Origin of the sequence: Micromonospora sp. WMMD754 (assembly GCF_049315235.1) — a bacterium.
Lineage (GTDB): Bacteria > Actinomycetota > Actinomycetes > Mycobacteriales > Micromonosporaceae > Micromonospora > Micromonospora sediminicola.
Map to the genome: position 1 here is coordinate 354,995 of NZ_CP186058.1, position 14,611 is coordinate 369,605.

15 protein-coding genes are annotated in these 14,611 nt (G+C 73.7%); 3 read left to right on the top strand and 12 right to left on the bottom strand.

Translation table 11 applies throughout. The features are described 5' to 3' along the window. Positions 1 to 762, top strand: coding sequence for a sulfite exporter TauE/SafE family protein (locus ACN27B_RS01585; RefSeq protein ID WP_099164170.1), 762 nt, complete (start codon positions 1 to 3; stop codon positions 760 to 762). Between the two features lie 7 nt (positions 763 to 769). On the opposite strand, the gene ACN27B_RS01590 is transcribed toward ACN27B_RS01585, so the two are convergent. Beyond that, positions 770 to 1,993: an MFS transporter gene (locus ACN27B_RS01590; protein WP_422743163.1), complete on the bottom strand. Its 1,224-nt coding sequence runs from the start codon at positions 1,991 to 1,993 to the stop codon at positions 770 to 772. Between the two features lie 57 nt (positions 1,994 to 2,050). On the opposite strand from ACN27B_RS01590, the gene ACN27B_RS01595 reads away from it, so the two are divergent. Beyond that, the gene (locus ACN27B_RS01595; RefSeq protein WP_091572765.1) at positions 2,051 to 2,518 is read left to right on the top strand and encodes a MarR family winged helix-turn-helix transcriptional regulator; all 468 of its coding nucleotides are present in this window, start codon (positions 2,051 to 2,053) and stop codon (positions 2,516 to 2,518) included. A 59-nt stretch (positions 2,519 to 2,577) separates the two neighbouring features. Here the strand turns inward: ACN27B_RS01595 and mctP are convergent, their stop codons facing one another. The 7 genes from mctP to ACN27B_RS01630 form a co-directional block, all read right to left on the bottom strand. Beyond that, positions 2,578 to 4,230 (bottom strand): monocarboxylate uptake permease MctP, encoded by a 1,653-nt coding sequence (mctP, locus tag ACN27B_RS01600; RefSeq protein WP_099164168.1) that lies wholly within the window; start codon positions 4,228 to 4,230, stop codon positions 2,578 to 2,580. Continuing rightward, the gene (locus ACN27B_RS01605; protein WP_091572757.1) at positions 4,230 to 4,475 is read right to left on the bottom strand and encodes a DUF3311 domain-containing protein; all 246 of its coding nucleotides are present in this window, start codon (positions 4,473 to 4,475) and stop codon (positions 4,230 to 4,232) included. Before ACN27B_RS01605 ends, mctP begins: the two co-directional genes overlap by 1 nt. Before the next feature lie 134 nt (positions 4,476 to 4,609). After that, complete coding sequence (locus tag ACN27B_RS01610; RefSeq protein ID WP_099164167.1) at positions 4,610 to 5,758, bottom strand: bifunctional RNase H/acid phosphatase; 1,149 nt, start codon at positions 5,756 to 5,758, stop codon at positions 4,610 to 4,612. Positions 5,759 to 5,763: 5 nt separating this feature from the next. Continuing rightward, positions 5,764 to 6,501: a zinc ribbon domain-containing protein gene (locus ACN27B_RS01615; RefSeq protein WP_099164166.1), complete on the bottom strand. Its 738-nt coding sequence runs from the start codon at positions 6,499 to 6,501 to the stop codon at positions 5,764 to 5,766. After that, positions 6,498 to 7,364 (bottom strand): Nif3-like dinuclear metal center hexameric protein, encoded by an 867-nt coding sequence (locus ACN27B_RS01620; protein WP_422743167.1) that lies wholly within the window; start codon positions 7,362 to 7,364, stop codon positions 6,498 to 6,500. Before ACN27B_RS01620 ends, ACN27B_RS01615 begins: the two co-directional genes overlap by 4 nt. Positions 7,365 to 7,453: 89 nt before the next feature. Next, entirely contained in the window at positions 7,454 to 8,035 is a 582-nt protein-coding gene (locus tag ACN27B_RS01625) for a flavoprotein (protein WP_099164164.1), read from the bottom strand. A 16-nt stretch (positions 8,036 to 8,051) separates the two neighbouring features. After that, positions 8,052 to 9,284: a helix-turn-helix domain-containing protein gene (locus tag ACN27B_RS01630; protein WP_099164163.1), complete on the bottom strand. Its 1,233-nt coding sequence runs from the start codon at positions 9,282 to 9,284 to the stop codon at positions 8,052 to 8,054. A gap of 217 nt (positions 9,285 to 9,501) precedes the next feature. Here ACN27B_RS01630 and ACN27B_RS01635 point away from each other — a divergent pair, with 217 nt between their 5' ends. Beyond that, positions 9,502 to 10,173, top strand: a complete 672-nt coding sequence (locus tag ACN27B_RS01635) for a bifunctional DNA primase/polymerase (protein ID WP_091572730.1) — start codon at positions 9,502 to 9,504, stop codon at positions 10,171 to 10,173. Positions 10,174 to 10,438: 265 nt separating this feature from the next. Here ACN27B_RS01635 and ACN27B_RS01640 read toward each other — a convergent pair whose 3' ends face one another. From ACN27B_RS01640 to ACN27B_RS01655, 4 genes are read right to left on the bottom strand one after another with little or no spacing between them, the layout of a single operon-like run. Further along, a complete protein-coding gene (locus tag ACN27B_RS01640; protein WP_396823781.1) occupies positions 10,439 to 11,164 on the bottom strand; it encodes an FAD:protein FMN transferase in 726 nt (241 codons plus the stop codon). Positions 11,165 to 11,211: 47 nt separating this feature from the next. Further along, entirely contained in the window at positions 11,212 to 11,811 is a 600-nt protein-coding gene (locus ACN27B_RS01645) for an FMN-binding protein (RefSeq protein WP_422743170.1), read from the bottom strand. A 10-nt stretch (positions 11,812 to 11,821) separates the two neighbouring features. Further along, entirely contained in the window at positions 11,822 to 13,237 is a 1,416-nt protein-coding gene (locus ACN27B_RS01650) for a ferredoxin reductase family protein (RefSeq protein ID WP_422743172.1), read from the bottom strand. Beyond that, positions 13,234 to 14,607, bottom strand: a complete 1,374-nt coding sequence (locus ACN27B_RS01655) for a DUF1501 domain-containing protein (protein WP_253866784.1) — start codon at positions 14,605 to 14,607, stop codon at positions 13,234 to 13,236. The genes ACN27B_RS01650 and ACN27B_RS01655 overlap by 4 nt, the downstream gene beginning before the upstream one ends. Positions 14,608 to 14,611: the final 4 nt, after the last annotated feature.

A 14,611-nucleotide genomic window follows, 5' to 3' on the forward strand; every position in this document is an offset into this window, starting at 1 on the left:
ATGGATCTCTCGGACGCCGCGCTGCTGCTCGCCGCTGGCCTCGCCGCGGGCACGGTGAACGCGGTCGCCGGCGGCGGCTCGCTGATCACGTTCCCGGCGCTGATCGCGAGCGGCCTGCCGCCGGTACCGGCCAACGTCACCAACTCCGTGTCCGTCTTCCCGGGCTACCTGGCCAGCGTGGCGGGCAGCCGGGCGGACCTGCCGCGCGGGCGGGCCCTGTGGTCGCTGCTGCCGACCGCGGCGGTGGGCACCGTGGTCGGTTGCGTACTGCTGCTGGCCACCCCGGCCCGCGCGTTCGAGCTGGTGGTGCCGTTCCTGGTGCTGGGCGCGACGGCGGTGCTGGCGTTCCAGGACCCGCTGCGCCGGCTGGTGGGCCATCCGGCGCAGCTGAGCCCGCGCCGCCGTACGGTCACCGTGCAGGTCATGGTCGCGGTCGGCAGTGTGTACGGCGGCTACTTCGGCGCGGCGCTCGGGGTGATGCTGGTGGCCGGGTTGGCCCTGGTGCTGGACGCCACGCTGGCCCGGGTGACGGCGGTGAAGAACCTGCTCTCGGCCGTGGTGGGGCTGACCACGCTGGTGGTGTTCGCCCTGTTCGGCCCGGTGAACTGGGTGGCCGTCGCGGTGGTCGCGCCGGCCACCCTGGTCGGGGGGTACGCGGGCGCCCGGCTGGCCCGCCGGCTTCCGGCGGTGGTGCTGAAGACGGTCATCGTGCTGTTCGGCACGACCATCGGCCTCTACCTGCTGTGGCGCGCGCTGACCTGACGATCGGTCAGTACGCCTCCCCCACCGGCTCCTCCGGGGCGTGCTCGGCGGTGCGGGCGGCCCGGTTCCACACCACCCGCTCGCCGTAGCCGGCGGCCATCAGGTGGCCGAAGCCGAGGTAGACGAGCACGCCGACGGCGAGCACCCCGAAGCCGACCCAGAACGGCAGCGCCAGGCCGTGCTCGGCCAGCTTGCCGGAGATGATCGGGGCGGGCGCCGCGGCGCCCCAGCGGACCAGGTTGAACGCGCCGGTGGCGATGCGGCGGTCGGCGGAGCCGAGGCCGAGCGCCAGGTCGGTGAGGTTGGCGTTGGCCAGGCCCATGAACAGGCCGGCGACGACCAGGACGACGAGCGACATGGCGGTGCCGGTGGAGGTGGCGAACAGCACCATGCAGGCCAGCAGGCCGACGATGGCCACGCCGACGGTCTGCACCGCGCCGATGCGGTGGGCCAGCCGGTGCCCGATCAGCAGGATGCCGGCGGCGAGGCCGAGGCCCCAGCCGGTGAACGCCAGGCCCAGCGGGATGACGTCGAGGCGCAGGAACAGCGGTGTGTAGCCGAGCACCACGAAGAAGACGAAGTTGTACGCGGCGGTGACCACGCAGAGCGTGATGAACGCCGGCCGGCGGTAGGTGGCGAAGATCTGGCCCACGCGTACCGGAGCCTGCTTGGTTGTGGGTTCGCGGAGCTTGCGGGCGGCGACGCCGAGCGCGAGCACCATGAACACGCCGCAGACGAAGAACGGCAGCCGCCAGCTCACCTCGCCGAGCAGGCCGCCGATGAGCGGGCCGACGGCGAAGCCGAGGCCGAGCGCGGTCTCGAAGAGGCCGACCACCCACTCCCGGTCGTTGGCGAGGTTGACCAGCACCACCATGGCGGTGGCGAAGAACATCGCGTTGCCCAGGCCCCAGACGCCGCGCAGCACGGAGAGCTGGACGATGTCGTTGCTGAACGAGGCGAGAATGGCGGCCAGGCCGACCACCGAGACGCCGGTGATCAGCACCGGTTTGAAGCCGAACTTTCCGCTGGCCAGAGTGGCCGGGATCATGCCGACGGCCATGACCGCGATGTACGCGGTGAAGAGCAGCTCGACCTGCCAGGCGGTGACGCCGATCGCCTCGCCGATGGCGGGCAGGATCGGGTCCACCACGGCGATGCCGGCGATGGCGAGGAACGCCACGAGCGTGGTGGCGTAGATGGCACTGCGGTTGGGCTCGGATCGGCGATCCACTCCGCAACCTCCCCAGATAGCTGTATCGTACAGGTAATTTTCTTGTATCATACAGCTATGAGCGACGACGCCCACGCGAAAGAGGTCACACTCGGCCGGATCGAAACCGAGGTCGCGCTGCTGATGCGACTGGGCGAGGCCACCCGGCGGGGCACCGGCACCATGGAGCACCGGCTGCTCGACCGCGCCGCGTACGTGATCCTGCGCCACCTCGACCAGGCCGGGCCGCAGAACGTCTCGGCGCTGGCCGCCCGGCTCAACCTGGACGGGTCCACGGTCACCCGGCAGGTCTCCGCGCTCCAGCGCGACGGCCTGATCGCGCGTACCCCCGACCCGGCCGACGGGCGGGGCACGGTGATCTCCGCGACGGCGGCCGGGCTGCAGCGGATGGCGGCCGTGCGGGCCGCCCGCACCCGGCTCTACGGCGAGATGCTGGCCTCCTGGTCCGAGGCGGACCGGGACACCCTGGCGGAGCTGCTGCACCGCCTCAACGAGGCGCTCGACGCGCGCAACCGCCGCCGCTGAGGCGGTTGTTAAGAGGGGCCCCCTCCTCTACCGAATGCGTTAAGAGGGGGCCCCTCCTTTCATGCGACCGGCTCGCGCGCGGCGTCGGCGCTGTCGGCGGAGGTGGTGACCCGCGGGTCCCCCTCGTCGGCGAAGTAGTCGTCCGGCGTGGTGCCGTCCGGCCCGTCGGCCACCTTCGCGGCCCGCAGCACCAGCGTGCCCAGCGCGGCCACCACCAGGTTCACCAGCACCGCGACGATCCCCACGTAGATCGTCTTCTTGGTGTCGAAGCCGAACTCGGAGAGCGGGAACGCCGAACCGGCGAAGTGCTTCTTCCCGGTCGCCGGGTTGCCGATCTGGTAGAGCATCCACATGCCCAGGCCCATGCCGGCCACCCAGCCGGCGATCAGCGCGCCCCGGTGGAACCAGCGGGTGTAGAGGCCCAGCGCCACCGCCGGCAGCGTCTGCAGGATGATCACGCCGCCGATGAGCTGGAGGTCGATGGAGAACTGCGGGTCGAGGAAGACGATGCAGGCCACCGCGCCGACCTTCACCACCAGCGAGGTGATCTTCGAGACGTTGGCCTCCTGGGCCGGCGTCGCGTCCCGCTTCAGGTACTCCTTGTAGATGTTGCGGGTGAACAGGTTGGCCGCCGCGATCGACATGATCGCCGCCGGCACCAGCGCGCCGATGCCGATGGCCGCGTACGCCACGCCGGCGAACCAGTCCGGGAACTGCTGGTCGAACAGCAGCGGCACCACCGTGTTGCCGTCGACGCTGCCCTCCTTCGCGCCCGGCAACGGCTTCACGTTCGCCGCGATGGCCATGTAGCCGAGCAGCGCGATCAGCCCGAGCAGCAGGCTGTAGGCCGGCAGCGCGGACATGTTCCGCTTGATCACATCCCGGTTCCGGCTGGCCAGCACGCCGGTGATGCTGTGCGGGTAGAGGAAGAGCGCCAGCGCCGAGCCGAACGCCAGCGTCACGTACTGGAGCTGGTTGTTGGCGTTGAGCAGGATGCCGTCGTTCGGATTCGGTGAGGCGGCGAACTTCGCGTCCGCGGCGTCGAAGATGCTGCCCCAGCCGCCCAGCTTGTAGGGCAGGTAGACGACCGCCACCAGGATCACCACGTAGATCAGCGAGTCCTTGACGAAGGCGATCAGCGCCGGCGCGCGCAGCCCGGACTGGTAGGTGTAGGCGGCCAGGATGGCGAACGCGATGATGATCGGCAGGTGCCGGGCCAGCGCGCTGTCGCCGGTGACGCCCATGGTCTTGAGCACCGCCTCGATGCCGACCAGTTGCAGCGCGATGTACGGCATGGTGGCGACGATGCCGGTGATCGCCACCAGCAGCGCCAGGATCGGCGAGCCGAACCGGTTGCGCACGAAGTCGGCCGGGGTGACGAAGCCGTGCCGGTGCGAGACCGACCAGAGCCGGCAGAGCACCAGGAACACCAGCGGATAGATCACGATCGTGTACGGCACGGCGAAGAAGCCGGCCGCGCCCGCCCCGAAGATCAGCGCCGGCACCGCCACGAACGTGTACGCGGTGTAGAGGTCACCGCCGACCAGGAACCAGGTGATCCAGCCGCCGAAGCTGCGCCCGCCCAGACCCCACTCGTCGAGGTGGGCCATGTCCTGCGGTCGCCGCCACCGGGCCGCCACGAAACCCATGGCGCTGACCAGGAGGAACAGCAGCGAGAAGACGATGATCTCGGTGAGGTGGTCGCGCCACATCAGCGGTCACCCCGCTTCTTCTTGGTCATCTGGTAGACCAGCGTGGTGGTGCCGACGCCCAGCAGGATCCAGGCCAGTTGCAGCCAGTAGAAGCGCGGGAACCCGAACAGCCGGGGCGAGTCCGCGTTGAAGAAGGCCGGGATCAGCGGCACCACGATCGGGATGAAGAGCAACCAGTTCCAGGGACTCTTGTCCTTCGCCCTGGATCGCGCCGTGTCCAGCGCCTCCGGTTCCGGTGTGGCCATGTGACACCCTCCGGGCAGTCGTAGCGGGCCATGTGACGGCCGGAGGCTACGACCCTGTGAGCGCGGTCACGTTCGACAGACCGACGCCGATGCGCCGAGCGGCCGCCGGCGTGCGCCGAACGGCCGCCCGGGGCTCAGAGGTTCCGCAGGTGCGCGGTGTCGTTGACGAGGCGGACGGCGACGCCGCCGTCCGGGTAGAGGTCCAGGACCGAGACGCCCGCCGTGTCCAGGTAGAGCCGGTGCAGGAACGCGTCGCCGGCGGCGAGGGCGTCGCGCAGCACCAGCTTGATCGGCGAGACGTGGGAGACGACCACCACGGTCTCCCCCGGGTACGCCGACCGCAGCCGGTCCACCGCGCGCCCGGTCCGCTCTGCGACCTCGGCGAACGACTCACCCTGCGGCGGAGCGACCCGGGTCGAGGCGAGCCAGGCGTCCAGTTCGCCCGGCCAGCCCTGGCGCACCTCGGCGAACGTGCGTCCCTCCCAGATCCCGAAGTCGCACTCGATCAGGTCGTCATCGGTGCGTACCGGTGGTTCGCCGACCCGCGCGGCGACCGCCTCGGCGGTGGCCACGCACCGGGACAGCGGCGAGCTGACCACGGCCGCGACCGACGGCGCCAGCTCGGCCACCCGGGCGGCGGTGGCCCGGGCCTGCGCCCGGCCGCGCTCGGTCAGCGGCACGTCGCCCCGGCCGGAGTAGCGCTTCTGCACGGTGCGCTCGGTCTCCCCGTGCCGCACCAGGATCAGCCGGGTGCCCTCCTCGGTCGGGCGGGGCTCCCACGAGGCGGGCGTGGTGGCCGGGTCGGTGCCGGTGGCCCGGGCCACCGTCGCCGCGGGCGGCGGGGTGGCCGCGGACCCCGCCGGAGCGCCGGCGGCCGCCGCGTCCATCGCCGCGTTGGCCAGGGCGTCCGCGTGCCGGTTGCGCTCGCGGGGCACCCAGACGAAGCGTACGGCTGCGAACCGGCCGACCAGCCCGGCGGCCTGGGCCGCGAGCGGGCGCAGCCCGGGGTGCTTGATCTGCCAGCGGCCGCACATCTGCTCGACCACGAGCTTGGAGTCCATCCGCGCCTCGACCTCGACCGCGCCCAGCTCGGCGGCGGCCTCCAGCCCGGCGATCAGGCCCCGGTACTCGGCCACGTTGTTCGTCGCCGTGCCGATCGACTCGGACCGCTCGGCCAGCACCTCGCCGGTCGCCGGGTCCCGGACCACCGCGCCGTAGCCGGCCGGCCCCGGGTTGCCCCGGGAGCCGCCGTCGGCCTCGATCACCACCGCGCGCACCGCCACGGCGACTACAGCCCCGACTCGTTCGTCCGGACCATGATCCGGCGGCACTCCTCGCAGCGGACCACGTCGTCCGGGTCGGCCTTGCGGATGCGGGCCAGGTCGGCGCCGGAGAGCTCCAGCCGGCAGCCGCCGCAGCGGCCCCCGGTGAGCAGCGCCGCGCCCAGCCCGGTGTCCTCGCGGATCTTGTCGTAGAGGGTGACCAGGTCCGCCGGCAGGTCACCGGCGAGCGGCTGGCGGGAGGTGCGCTTGAACTCCTCCTCCTTGGCGATCTCGGCCAGCGCGTCGTCGCGGCGCTGCTCGGCCGCGGCCCGGCGCTCCCGGGCGTCGGCGATCCGGCCCTCGATGCCGTCGAGCACGCCCTGCGCGGTCTCCCGCTGCTCCATCAGCTCCAGCTCGGCGTCCTCCAGGTCGCTCTGCCGGCGGTTGAGCGAGACCAGCTCGTGCTGGAGCGCCTCCAGCTCCCGGGCCGGACCGCTGCCCGAGGCCAGCCGGGCCTCGTCCTTGCTCTTGCGCGCCCGCACCTGGTCGACGTCCTTCTCCAGCCGGGCGATGTCCCGGTCCAGGTCGTCGACCGCCACCTGGGCGCGGACCCGCTCGTCCTCCAGCGCGGACAGCTCCCGCGCGAGCGCCTCCAGCTCGGCCCGCTCCGGCAGGCTCCGGCGGCGGTGCGCGAGCTGGGCCAGGGTGGTGTCGATCGCCTGCAGGTCGAGCAGGCGACGCTGCACCTTCGGGTCAGCCTTCACGGTCGGGGCTCCTTGTCGTCCGGTCGGGGCGCGGCGGCGTGCACGGTCCACGGGTCGGTGTCCAGGTCGGACACCACGGCCTCGACGCCCAGCTCGTCCCGCAGGTGGGCGGCCAGGTCGTCCAGCCAGGGTCGTTCGGTCGCCCAGTGGGCGGCGTCCAGCAGGGCCGGCCCACCGGCGGCGAGGTGCTCACCGGCCGGGTGGTGACGCAGGTCCGCGGTGAGGAACGCGTCCACCCCGGCCGCGGTCGCCTCGGCGAGGAAGCTGTCCCCCGAGCCACCGCTGACGGCGAGGGTACGAACCATACGCCCGGGATCACCCGCGGCGCGAACTCCCCAGGCGGTGACCGGGAGCACGTCGGCGGCCCGCCGGGTCAGCTCGGCGAGGGTCGTCGGGGCGGGCAGCTCGCCGATGCGGCCGATGCCCCGGCCGGGGCCGTCGGCGGGCGAGCCGGGGCGGGGCCGGTGCAGCGGGCGCAACCCGGTCAGCCCGAACCGGGCGGCCAGGGCGTCGGACACGCCGGGGGCGGCCACGTCGGCGTTGGTGTGCGCCACGTACAGGGCGACGTCGGCCTTGATCAACCGGTGCACGATCCGGCCCTTGTACGTGGTCGCGGCCACCGAGGAGACGCCGCGCAGCAGCAGCGGGTGGTGCGCGACGATCATGTCGGCGCCGGCGGCGAGCGCCTCGTCCACCGTCTCCGGGACCACGTCGACCACGCAGGCGACGCGGCGTACCGGGTGGTCGGGCTCGCCCAGCACCAGGCCGACCCGGTCCCACTCCTCGGCCCAGGCCGGCGGGTAGCGGCGGTCCAGGGCGGCCACCACGTCGGCGACGGTGGGCGGCGATCCGGTTGTGCTCACGGCCGGCCAGCTTACCGGCGTCCGGCCGGGGACACGCCCACCGCGGTGGCGCGGGGCCGTCGGACGTCGACGGGCCCCGCGCCCACCCGTCAGCCGACCGGGGCGACCGGCCGCGCCGCGCCGTCCAGGGCGGCCAGGCCGGCGTCCCAGGGGAAGGCGTCCAGGTGCCGCTCACCGGTGCCCGGCGGGTGCAGGCGGACGACGTGCTCGCCGAACACCACCCGGACGCCCCACTCGCGGAGGCGGGCCAGGCTCGCCCGGAACGCCGGGTGCCCGGCCATCGCCTCGTTGGTGTACGGGACGGCCGCGATCGGCACCCCGAGGCCCTGCGCCTCGACCAGCAGGCCGAGCGCCAGCGTGTCGGTGATGCCCACCGCCCACTTGTTGACCGTGTTGACCGTCGCCGGACAGACCAGGATCGCGTCGGCCGGGGGCAGCACGTCCGGGTCGCCCGGGTTCTTGTAGTGCGTCCGGACCGGGTGACCGGTCTGCCGGGCCAGCGCCGTCCGGTCGACGAACTTCGCGCCGTCCGGCGTGGTGACCACACAGACCGTCCAGCCGTCTCGCTGGGCGAGGTCGACCAGCCGGCCGACGTGACGGGCCAGCGGCGAGCCGCAGGCGATGACGTAGAGCACCCGGCGGTGCCCGTTGCTGGTGTGCGGACCGCTCATCCGACCCGACCCGCGCTCATACTCCTACTCCCATGTGCTCAGCCAACTCCGCGATGGGCGGAGGCGGCGCACCCCGTGTGCGACGGAGCACGTCCGACATCACCTCGTGGGCGATGGGCCGGCAACGGATCTCGGAGGGCGCGAGCCGGTCGCCCCGCAGCAGCATGTCGCCGGCGTTGGCGACGTCGCCGATCTGGGCGTAGCCCCGGGCCAGGTCGAGCAGGTGGTGCGCGCGCCGCTCGGGCAGCAGCGCGTTGAACGCGGGCTCGGCCAGCCGGTGGTGCGTCTCCACCGCCCGGCCGCCGTCGCCCAGCTCGACGGCCGCGGCGGCCCGGTGCAGCTCCAGGTTGGTCGGGCCGAACGACGTCCAGTAGTGGTTGTGGTCGGCGCCGAGCAGGGTGGCCGCCTCCCCCGCGCCGGTGAGCAGGTCGTCGACCGTCGCCGAGTCGCCGATCCGGGCGGCGGCCATCGCGCCCTGGAGCAGCAGCATGCCGTAGACGGACAGGCGCTCGGGCCGGACGTCGTTGTCGCCGCCGGGGGCGAGCCGGTTGGCGATCCGCACGTTGAGCTCGAGCGCCGGGCGGGGGCGGCCCATCGCGACGAGGGCGTTGCAGACCCGGGTGGTGGCGATGCCGGCGAGCAGCGGGTCGTCGGCCCGCTGCGCCACCGCCATGGACCGGTCGGCGGCCAGCCAGGCCAGGTCGCACTCGCCGAGCTTGCGCAGCACCGAGGAGGCGATCTGGTAGACCTGCCCGAGCAGGTGGGCGGCCTCCCGGGCCTGGTCGCCGCCGCCGCCGTAGCCGGCGTCGGCCGCCTGGGCGTCGCGCAGCAGCTTGGGCAGCGCGCGGGTGAGCATGCCGTAGCGGCCGTACTGGTAGGTGAGCCAGGCGTGGTTGACCGCCTTGTGCATGTCGGCCAGCGGCGGCGGGTAGGGCGCGGCGTCGAAGTAGGCGCTCATCGAGTCGTACCGCTCCAGGGCGGTGCGGATCTCCTCGACCTCGACCTGGTCGATGCAGTTGAGCGCGTCGGTGCGCCGCTCCGGGTCCTTGCCGTGCAGCAGTTGCACGTCGATCTGGAGGATGTCGGCGATCTCGTAGAGGACCGAGAACTTGTCCAGCCGGCGGACGCCGCGCTCCACCTTGTCCACCCAGCTCTTGGACTTGCCGAGCCGGTCGGCGAAGACCTGCTGGGACATCTTGCGGCGACTCCGCCAGTACGCCACCCGCCGGCCTATGGGTAGTTCGTCCATCCCTGCTCCCTCCCCCTCACGGCGCCGGCCGGTCCCCCCACGTCCATCAGGTTTGCCCTGGTCGCACAGGTTGTGCGTCAGCCGTCCAGCCAATTCTCGTAGTTTTCGTGCAAGTTGCACCGGCCGTTCGTCAGCTCAACGAGCGTGGGTTACGGCAGTGACGGCTTTCGACGTGTGGCATGTGGACGGTTCGGCGGGGCGAGAGGGGATGGCACACATGTGGGGGAACGTCCGACCGCGCGTCGCTCACCTGTCGCCGCTGGAGCGGGTCCGGCTGCGCCGGGTCGCCGTCCGGTACGCGCTGCACGGTTGGCCGGTCACCCCGGGGGCCTGCCTGGCCAACAGCCGCTTCGTCTGCGGGCGGGCCGGCTGTCCCACAGTGGGCTGCCACCCCGCCCTGGAGGACTGGGAGCGCGCGGCCAGCGCCGACCCGGCCCGGGTGGCCACCTGGTGGCGGGACCGCCCGCACGGGGTGCTGCTGCCCACCGGACACGCGTTCGACGTGCTGGAGGTCGCCGCCCACCTCGGCCGGCGGGTGCTGGACACGGTCGCCACCCACCCGGCCGGTCTCGGCGTACGGGGGCCGGTGCTGGTCACCCCGACCGGCCGCTGGATGTTCCTGGTCCGCCCCGGCGACCCGCTCCGGCCGGAGCTGGAGCACTGCTTCCACGTGGTGCGGCACGGCCCCGGCTCGTGGATCCCGGCGCCGCCGACCCGGCTGCCGGAGGGGACCGTGCGCTGGGCGGTCGCGCCGGAGCAGGCCCGATGGCAGCTCCCCGACTCCTACCTGGTGCAGAACGCGCTGATCGCCGCGTTACGGGCCGCCGGGGTGACGCTCACCCCGGACCTGCTCCCCGGCCACCTCCCCCTGCCCCGCCGAGGCCGCTGAGCCGGGACAACTGCCCGACAGCGACCTCCCCGGCACCGCACTCGTTGAGCCTGCCGAGGGCGCGCACGCGCCAGAGCGGGGGTTTGACGATGTCCAGGGACGACGCGGCCCGCCACACCGGCGGCACCGAGCCACCGCGGCACCGCCGCCGCCCCCACCCGTGGGGCTTCACCCGCCCCCGGGGCGCCCGCCCCGGCCGCCCCCGACCGCCGGGCTCCCGCCCCGCCATCCTCCACCGCCCCCTCCGCTGACCGCCCCGTCCCCGTCAGGGGGTCACCGGGAGGGTGCGGGAGTGGAGGAGGCGGGCGGTGTCGGTGACCACGGCGTGCTGCCAGGGGGTCGGTAGGCGGTCCAGCCAGGCGATGCCGGGGTCGCCCATGGCGACGGCGGCGGTGGCGTAGGCGTCCGCCAGCCCCAGGTCCGGGCCGACCACCGTGACCGAGCGCAGTCCGACCGCGGGCGTCCCCCGGCGCGGGTCCACCACGTGGTGACCGCGCTCGTAGACCCCGGACGTGGCGACCGCCAGGTCGGTGCCGGTCAGCACCAGGCAGGTCGCCGCCGGGTCCCAGGGATGCCGCACGCCGATCCGCCACGGCTCACCGGTGGCCGTGTGGCCGCGTACCCGCACGTCGCCGCCGGCGTTCACGCAGTGGTTCGGGGCGCCGGCGGCCAGCAGCCGGTCCGACGCCACCTGCGCCGCCCAGCCCTTGACGTAGCCGGAGGGGTCCAGCCGCCCGGTCGCGTACGCGTCGAAGAAGCCGTCCGTGGCGGACCACAGGTCGGCGCAGCACTCGAGCACGGCCCGCAGGTGGTCGGAGGCGTCGGCCAGCGCCAACTCACCCCGGTCCAGCCGGCACACCTCGCTGTCGTCCCGGTAGGTGCTGAACCGCGCGTCCACCTCGCGCAGCCAGTCGAACGTGTCCTCGGCCAGCTCGTGCAGGACGGCGGCGGGCAGTTCGTCGGCCAGGTCGAGGCTGATCGCCGTACCCATGATCTGCTCGACCCGGCGCAGCCCGGGCCGACCGGCGGCGGTCAAGGCTAGGCCTTGTCGATCGCGGCCTGCAGCGACTGCTTGTAGGCGGTGCTGGTGTAGGTGGCGCCGGAGACGGTGCTCAGGTTCGCGCTCTGCTTCGCCACCACCTCGCCCGAGCTGCCGCTGTAGCGGGCCTGCACGTCGTCGCTGCGCTGGCCGGACTGCCCGCCCAGCGGCATGCCGATCGCGGTGGCGTCGACGATCCGGCTGCCGCTCAACGTGATCCGGACCTGGAGCGAGCCGTACTCGTAGCTGACCGACGGGCCGGTCACCGTGCGGGTGGTCGGCTTCGGCGGCGCCTTCGTGGTGGTCTTCGGCGCGGCCGGGGCGCTGCTGGTCCGGGTGCCGCCCCGGCTGGCCGGCTTCCGGTCGGCGGAGGGCTTGGCGCTGGGCTTCGCCGACGCGCTCGGCGCGGCCGAGGGCGTCACCCCGCCGGGCGCGGTGGGGGTCGGCCCGCCGGGCGCGGGCGAGCCGCCCGGGGCGGCCGGGGCCAGCGCGGCCGGCAGGTCCTGAGCGGCCTGCCCGGTGCCCGGCGCGCCCTTGAGCACCACCAGCGCGGTGGTGCCGGCGGCCAGGCCGGTGATCGCGAGGAGCGCGCGACGCATGGTGCTTCTCCTACAGCTCGAACGCGGTGAGGTGGATCTGGCGGCGGGGCACGCCGGCGGCGCGCAGCGCCCTGACGGCCTCGTCGACCAGGCCGCCGGGGCCGCACAGGTAGACGTCGCGCCGGGTCAGGTCGGGCACCAGCCGGCGCAGGCCCTCGGGGTTCATCACCTGCCGGGGGCCGGGGTCGTCACGGCGGCCGATCACGTACCAGACCGAGGTCTGCCGGGCCTGGGCCAGCCAGTCCAGCTCCTGGTGCAGCAGCACGTCGGCCGGGGTGCGGGCGCGGTAGATCAACGCCGCGCCGGGCGGCAGCTCCTCCAGCATCGCCCGCAGCGGCGCGATGCCGCTGCCCCCGGCGATGAGCAGGGCCCGCTCGCGGGTGCGGTGCGCGGCGGTGAACGTGCCGGACGGGCCCTCGGCCCACACCCGGGTGCCCGGGGTGAGGTCGCGCAGCTCGGCGGTGTGGCCGCCGACGACCTTCACGGTGAGCCGCAGCCAGCGGCCGTTGGCCGCCGCCGAGACGGAGAACGGGTGCGACTGCCACCAGCAGCCGGGGTTGAGGAACCGCCAGCGGAAGTACTGGCCGCCGAGCATGTCGATCTGGTTGAGCCGGTGCCCGGTCAGGTAGATCGAGACGGTGTCCGGGCTCTCCGCCACCACGTCGGCCACCCGCAGCCGGTGCCGCAGGTTGAACACCAGCGGCGCGATCATCCGGCCCCACACCAGCGCGGCCACCACCAGCAGGTACGCGGCGATCCAGCCGGTGCGCACCGGCCCGGGCTCGTAGAGCTGGGCGCCGTTGCTGAACTGGTGCGCGTACCCGAGCAGCAGCGTGAGGTAGCTGGTCAGGTGCAGCACGTACCAGAGCTCGTAGGGCAGCCGGCGGCGTACGCCGCGCACCGCGGTGACCCCGACCGCGACCATGACGCCGGCGGCCACGAACGCGGAGACCATGTCCTCGTAGTCGGTCAGCAGCGCGCCGACCTCGCCGAGGACCGAGTTCTTCTCCTGCCGGGCGTAGCCCACCACCAGCAGCGCCATGTGGGTGAGCACCGCCACCAGGAGGGTGGCGCCGAGGTCCCGGTGCAGCCGGGAGATCCGCTCCCCGCCGAGCGTGCGTTCCAGCACGCCGAGCCGGCTCATCATCAGCACCTGCGCCAGCAGCAGGTAGCCGGCGACCAGGCCGGTGACCCGACCGCCGGCGGTGAGCACGTCGGCGGTGTCGGTCAGCGAGCCGGCCGGGGTGTCCAGCCACCACGGCAGGACCGCGGCGGCCAGGCCGAGCCAGAACACCACCGCCAGCGCACGCCGGCCGCCGGGCCCGCGGCGCGGCCGGCCCGGCGGTACGGGAGCAGCCGGACGGCCGCCGTACGGGGCGGAGTGCCCGGTACGGCGGCCGGCGGCGCGGGTGTCCTGATACGTCACGCGTACATCTTGATCGGGGTGAACTTCTGCCGGGGGAAGACCTTGTCCACCTCGGCGGTGGTCAGGCCGAACCGGCCCTGCGCCACCGACCCGTAGACGTTGAACATGTTGTTGTACTCCGGCACGTCGCCGCTGTCCAGCTTGTCCAAGCCGTTCCAGGCGCCGAGCAGCGACCCGGCGAGCTTGCGCCCGGACAGCACGGTGACCACGCCGCCGTGCCCGTGGTCGGTGCCGCCGCCGTTCGAGCCGACCCGGCGGCCGAACTCGCTGGACACCATGATCGTCACGTCCGACGCCCGGTCGCCCAGGTCGGTGAAGAACGCGGCCATGGCGTTGGCCAGCTCGTTGAGCCGCCGCCAGAGCTGGCCGCCCTCGCGGGTGCCCTGGTTCTCGTGGGTGTCGTAGCCACCCATGCCGACGGTGGCCACCCGCACGTTCGCCCCGCCCTTGATGAGCTGGGCGAGCTGCTTGAACGCGTTCCCGACACCCTGGTACTCGACCCCGGGGGCGGCGGCGTACGGCTTCGCGGCGAGCTTCTGGGCGGTGGCCAGCGCGCCCATCCCCTCGATGACCGACTCCTCCACCGGGTGGTTGATCCCGGTGAACAGGCCACGGATCGCCTTCTCGGTGGCGGCGCGGTACTTGTCGTCGCCGTTGAGCCGCAGCTCCCCCACGCTGTTGAGGGAGATCGCGCCGTTCACGCCGACCAGCGAGCGGGGCAGCGTGCTGCCGATGCCGACGCTGCGGAACGCGGTGCCCTTGCCGAGCGTGTCGACCAGGCTGTCCAGCCAGCCCCGGCCACCGGTCTCACCGGGCAGGCCGCCCAGGTTGCAGGCGTCGGCGGCCTGGAAGTGGCTGCGGGACAGCCGCGGGTCGGAGACCGCCGGCACGAAGCCGAGCTGGCCCGCCTTGAGCCACTTCTCCAGCGGGGCGAACGCGCTGGTCAGCTTGAAGCCGCGGCCCAGGGCCAGCGAGTCGTTGCCGAGCAGCAGGTCGGGCCGGGCCTTGGCGAGCACCGGGTCGTCGGCCGGCGCGACCAGGCTGAGCCCGTCCAGCCCGCCGTAGAGGAAGACGTGGATCAGGGTGCCGGTCTTGGTCGCCGCGAACGACGCCGAGGTGGTGACGAACTGCGCGGTGGCCAGTGCGGTCGCGGTGGCCGCGGCGCCGGCGACGAAGGTACGCCGGGTGACGCCCCGGCCGTCCTGCTGGGCCTCCTCGACCTCCTCCAGGCGGCGGTACCGGTCGGCCTCGGCCGCGTTCTCGGCCGCGACGATGTCGGCCTCGGCGCGCAGCAGCGCCTCGGCCGGGTTGTCGGCCAGCCGCCGCAGGTCGGGGCATTCGGGGTGCAGGGGGTACGGGTTCACGGTCATCTCC